A 4,513-nucleotide genomic window follows, 5' to 3' on the forward strand; every position below is an offset into this window, starting at 1 on the left:
GCGCTGAGCCGCCCGCGCCCGGCCGGCTCAGCGCCCCCTCCGCGGGCAGCAGCCGCACCGCGACCGCCGTCGCCAGCGCGAGCACCGCGGTCACCGCCACCGCCGGGCGCCACCCCCAGCCCGCGGCGACGCACGCGCCCACCGCGATCGGCCCGAGCAGCCCGATCCCCGACCCGACGCCGTTGGCCTCGGTGACCGCGGCGGAGGCGGTGCGCCCGTGGTGCAGCACCAGCCCCGCCTGCGCCGCGCTGATCGCCACGTTGCCGCCGAGCGACACCACCGCCATCGCGGACAGCGTGACCGGCAGCGTCGACCCCGTGGTCAGCAGCGCGATCCCGGCGGCGATCAGCACGCCCGCGCCGACCAGGGTCGTCCGCCGGCCGACCCGCGGCACCGCCCACGGCGTCAGCGCGGCGGCGAGCACCGCGCCGACCGCCATCGCGGTGCCGTGCAGCCCGGCCTGGGCGTTCGACACCCCGAGCTCGGCGGCGAGCAGCGGCACGCTCGGGTTGAAGGAGTACAGCAGCCAGCCCCAGGTGACGAACACGCCGTCGAGGGTGAGGGTGAACCGGTCCCGCTGGAGCCGCGGCGCCGGTGCCGGTGGCTGCGTCGTCACGCGCCGACCCTAGCGGGCCGCCGACGCCGCGGGCCGGGACCCCGGGACGGGACCCCGGCCCGCGGCCGGTGGGCGTGCGCCGCTCAGTCCTGCACGGACACCGCCGCCGCGAACTGGCTCGCGTACAGCCGGGCGTAGGCGCCGCCGGCCGCCAGCAGCTCGTCGTGCGAGCCCTGCTCGACGATCGACCCGTGCTCCATGACGAGGATGACGTCCGCGTCCCGGATGGTCGACAAGCGGTGCGCGATGACGAACGACGTCCGGCCCGACCGCAGGGCGTTCATCGCCTGCTGGACCAGCACCTCGGTCCGGGTGTCCACCGAGGACGTCGCCTCGTCGAGCACCAGGATGGCCGGGTCGGCGAGGAACGCGCGGGCGATGGTCAGCAGCTGCTTCTCCCCCGCCGACAGGTTGGCCGCCTCGTCGTCGATCACGGTGTCGTAGCCGTCGGGCAGCGCCCGGACGAACTGGTCGACGTGCGTGGCGACCGCGGCCTCGACCAGCCGGTCCTCCGGGACGTCCTCGACCCCGTACGCGATGTTGTCGCGGATGGTGCCGCCGAACAGCCACGTGTCCTGCAGCACCATGCCGATCCGCGACCGCAGGTCGTCCCGCGTCAGGTCCCGGGTGTCCACGCCGTCGAGGGTGATCCGCCCGCCGTCGATCTCGTAGAACCGCATGAGCAGGTTGACCAGCGTGGTCTTGCCGGCGCCGGTGGGCCCGACGATCGCGACGGTCTGCCCGGGCTCGGCGACCAGGGACAGGCCGTCGATGAGCGGCGTCTCCGGCACGTACCGGAAGGACACGTCCTCGAACGCGACGCGCCCCCGCACCCGCTCGGGCAGCCGGGCCGGGCGGGCCGGGTCGGGTTCCTGCTCCTCGGAGTCGAGCAGCTCGAACACCCGCTCGGCGGACGCGACGCCCGACTGCAGCAGGTTCATCATCGAGGCGATCTGCGTGATCGGCTGCGTGAACTGGCGGGAGTACTGGATGAACGCCTGCACGTCGCCGAGCGTCAGGCTGCCGGACGCCACCCGCAGGCCGCCGACCACCGCGACGATCACGTAGTTGAGGTTCGCGATGAAGCCCATCGCCGGCTGGATGATGCCCGAGATGAACTGCGCCTTGAAGGACGCCTCGTAGAGCTCGGCGTTCTGGTCGTGGAACTCCTGCACCGCCTGGCGCTGCCGGCCGAACACCTTCACCAGCGCGTGCCCGGTGTACATCTCCTCGATGTGGGCGTTGAGCTTGCCGGTCCAGGTCCACTGCCCGATGAACTGCGGCTGGGACCGCTTCGCGATGGCGGTGGTGACGGCGACCGACAGCGGGATGGTCACCAGCGCGACCAGCGCGAGCAGCGGCGAGATCCAGAACATCATCCCGAGCACGCCGACGACGGTCAGCACGGCCGTGATCAGCTGGGACAGGGTCTGCTGCAGGGTCTGCGCGACGTTGTCGATGTCGTTGGTGACCCGGCTGAGCACCTCGCCGCGCGGCTGCCCGTCGAAGTACTTCAGCGGGAGCCGGCCGAGCTTGGCCTCGACCTGCTCGCGGAGGCCGAACACCACGCGCTGCACCACGCCGGTCGTGATCCAGCCCTGGAGCCAGCCGAACAGCGCCGAGGCGACGTAGATCGCGACGACGGCGAGCAGCAGGTTCCGCAGGCTGGTGAAGTCGATGCCCTGCCCGGGCACCACGTCCATGCCGCCGAGCATGTCGGCGAGCCGGTCCTGGCCCTGGGCGCGCAGTCCCTCGATCGCCTGGGCCTTGGTCACCCCGGCGGGCAGCTGCGACCCGACGACGCCGTTGAAGATCACGTTGGTCGCGTTGCCGAGCACCTTCGGGCCGGTGACCGCGAGCGCCACCGAGACGACGCCGAGCAGCAGCACCGCCGCGAGCTTCGGCCACTCCGGGCGCAGCACGCCGACCAGCCGGCCGAGGGACGCCTTGAAGTTCAGGGACTTCTCGCCCGGCATGCCCATCCCCATGCCGGGGCCGGGGCCCATCCCCCGCCGGGGCATCCGGCGCGGGGTCTGGGCGGCCGGCGCGGCGGCGGCCGACGCCTGCGCGGGCGGCTCCGTCGCGGTGTCGCGGGCCACGCCGGCGACGTCCCGGTTCTGGTCCTGCGCGCTCATGCCGCCTCCTCGACGCTCAGCTGGGAGAGCACGATCTCCTGGTAGGTGGTGCACGACGCCATCAGCTCGGCGTGCGTGCCGGCGCCGACGACCGCGCCCTCGTCGAGCACGACGATCCGGTCCGCGTCGCGGATCGTGGCGACGCGCTGGGCGACCACGACCACCGCCGAGCGTCGGGTCTCCGGCACCAGCGCGGCCCGCAGGGCGGCGTCCGTCGCGAAGTCGAGCGCGGAGAACGAGTCGTCGAACAGGTAGATCGCGGGCTTGCGCACGAGCGCCCGGGCGATCGCGAGCCGCTGCCGCTGCCCGCCCGACACGTTGGTGCCGCCCTGGGCGATCGGGGCGTCCAGGCCGCCCGGCATCTCGGCGACGAAGGACCGCGCCTGGGCGACCTCGAGCGCGTGCCAGAGGTCCTCGTCCGTGGCGTCGGGGTTGCCGTACCGCAGGTTCGACGCGACGGTCCCGCTGAACAGGTAGGGCCGCTGCGGCACGAGGCCCACGAGCGACCAGAGGTCCTCGGGGTCCAGGTCCCGCACGTCCACGCCGTCGACGGTGACCGTCCCCGCCGTCGCGTCGAACAGCCGCGGGACCAGGTTGACCAGCGTCGTCTTGCCCGAGCCGGTCGACCCGATGACCGCCGTGGTCCGTCCCGGCTCGGCGACCAGGTCGACGCCGTGCAGCACCGCGCGCTCGGCGCCCGGGTACCGGAACTCGACGTCCCGCAGCTCCAGGCGGCCCTGCGGCCGCTCCAGCCGGACGGGGTCCGCCGCCGGGACGACCGACGACTCGGTGTCCAGGACGGCCGTGATCCGCTCCGACGACACGACGGCGCGGGGCACCATCACGAACATCATCGTCGACATCATGACCGCCATCAGGATGTACATGATGTAGCTGAGGAACGCCGTCAGGGCGCCGATCTGCATGTCGCCCGCCTCGATCCGGCCGGCGCCGAACCACAGCACCCCGACGCTCGTCAGGTTCATGATCAGCATGACCGCCGGGAACATCAGCGACATGAGCCGACCCACCCGCAGCGAGGTGTCGAACAGGGCGTCGTTGGCCTCGGCGAACCGGGCAGCCTCGCGGCGCTCCCGCACGAACGCCCGGATGACCCGCAGGCCGGTGATCTGCTCGCGCATGACCCGGTTGATCGCGTCGATGCGCTGCTGCATCATCCGGAAGTACGGCACCATCCGGCTCACGATCAGCCCGACGACGATGCCCAGCACCGGCACGACGACCAGCAGCAGCCCCGACAGCGCCACGTCCTCCTGGAGCGCGAGGACGACGCCGCCGACCAGCATGATCGGGGCCATCAGCATGATGGTGAACGACAGCAGGGCGACCATCTGCACCTGCTGCACGTCGTTGGTGGTGCGGGTGATGAGCGACGGCGCGCCGAACTGGCCCATCTCCTGGGCGGAGAAGTCCTGGACGCGGGTGAACAGCCCCTCGCGCAGGTCCCGGCCGAACGCCATCGCGACCCGGGCACCGAAGTAGACCGCCGCGATCGAGCAGGCGACCTGGAGCAGGCTGACGCCGAGCATCACGGCGCCGATCCGCATGATGTACCCGGTGTCGCCCACGGCGACGCCCTTGTCGATGATGTCGGCGTTGAGGCTGGGCAGGTAGAGCGTCGCGATGGTCTGCGCGAGCTGGAGCAGCAGCACGGCGACGACCTGCGGCCGGTACGGCCTCAGGTAGTCCCGGAGCAGGCGGAGCAGCATGGGTCTCCCGGTGGGGGCGGCGGGGCCGGGGT

General features: G+C 72.7%; 3 protein-coding genes. All 3 read right to left on the bottom strand.

Annotated features, from left to right (window positions below; translation table 11 throughout):
* A partial coding sequence (locus MHY85_RS20240; RefSeq protein ID WP_239200084.1) for a sugar MFS transporter occupies nucleotides 1–616 on the bottom strand: 616 nt, incomplete at its 3' end.
* An 83-nt stretch (nucleotides 617–699) separates the two neighbouring features.
* On the bottom strand, nucleotides 700–2,751 hold the full coding sequence (locus tag MHY85_RS20245; protein ID WP_374234215.1) for an ABC transporter ATP-binding protein: 2,052 nt from the start codon (nucleotides 2,749–2,751) through the stop codon (nucleotides 700–702).
* Complete coding sequence (locus tag MHY85_RS20250) at nucleotides 2,748–4,481, bottom strand: ABC transporter ATP-binding protein (protein WP_239200088.1); 1,734 nt, start codon at nucleotides 4,479–4,481, stop codon at nucleotides 2,748–2,750. Before MHY85_RS20250 ends, MHY85_RS20245 begins: the two co-directional genes overlap by 4 nt.
* Nucleotides 4,482–4,513 lie beyond the last annotated feature (32 nt).

This window comes from Cellulomonas sp. ACRRI (assembly GCF_022346185.1).
In the GTDB taxonomy this organism is placed as follows: Bacteria; Actinomycetota; Actinomycetes; order Actinomycetales; family Cellulomonadaceae; genus Cellulomonas.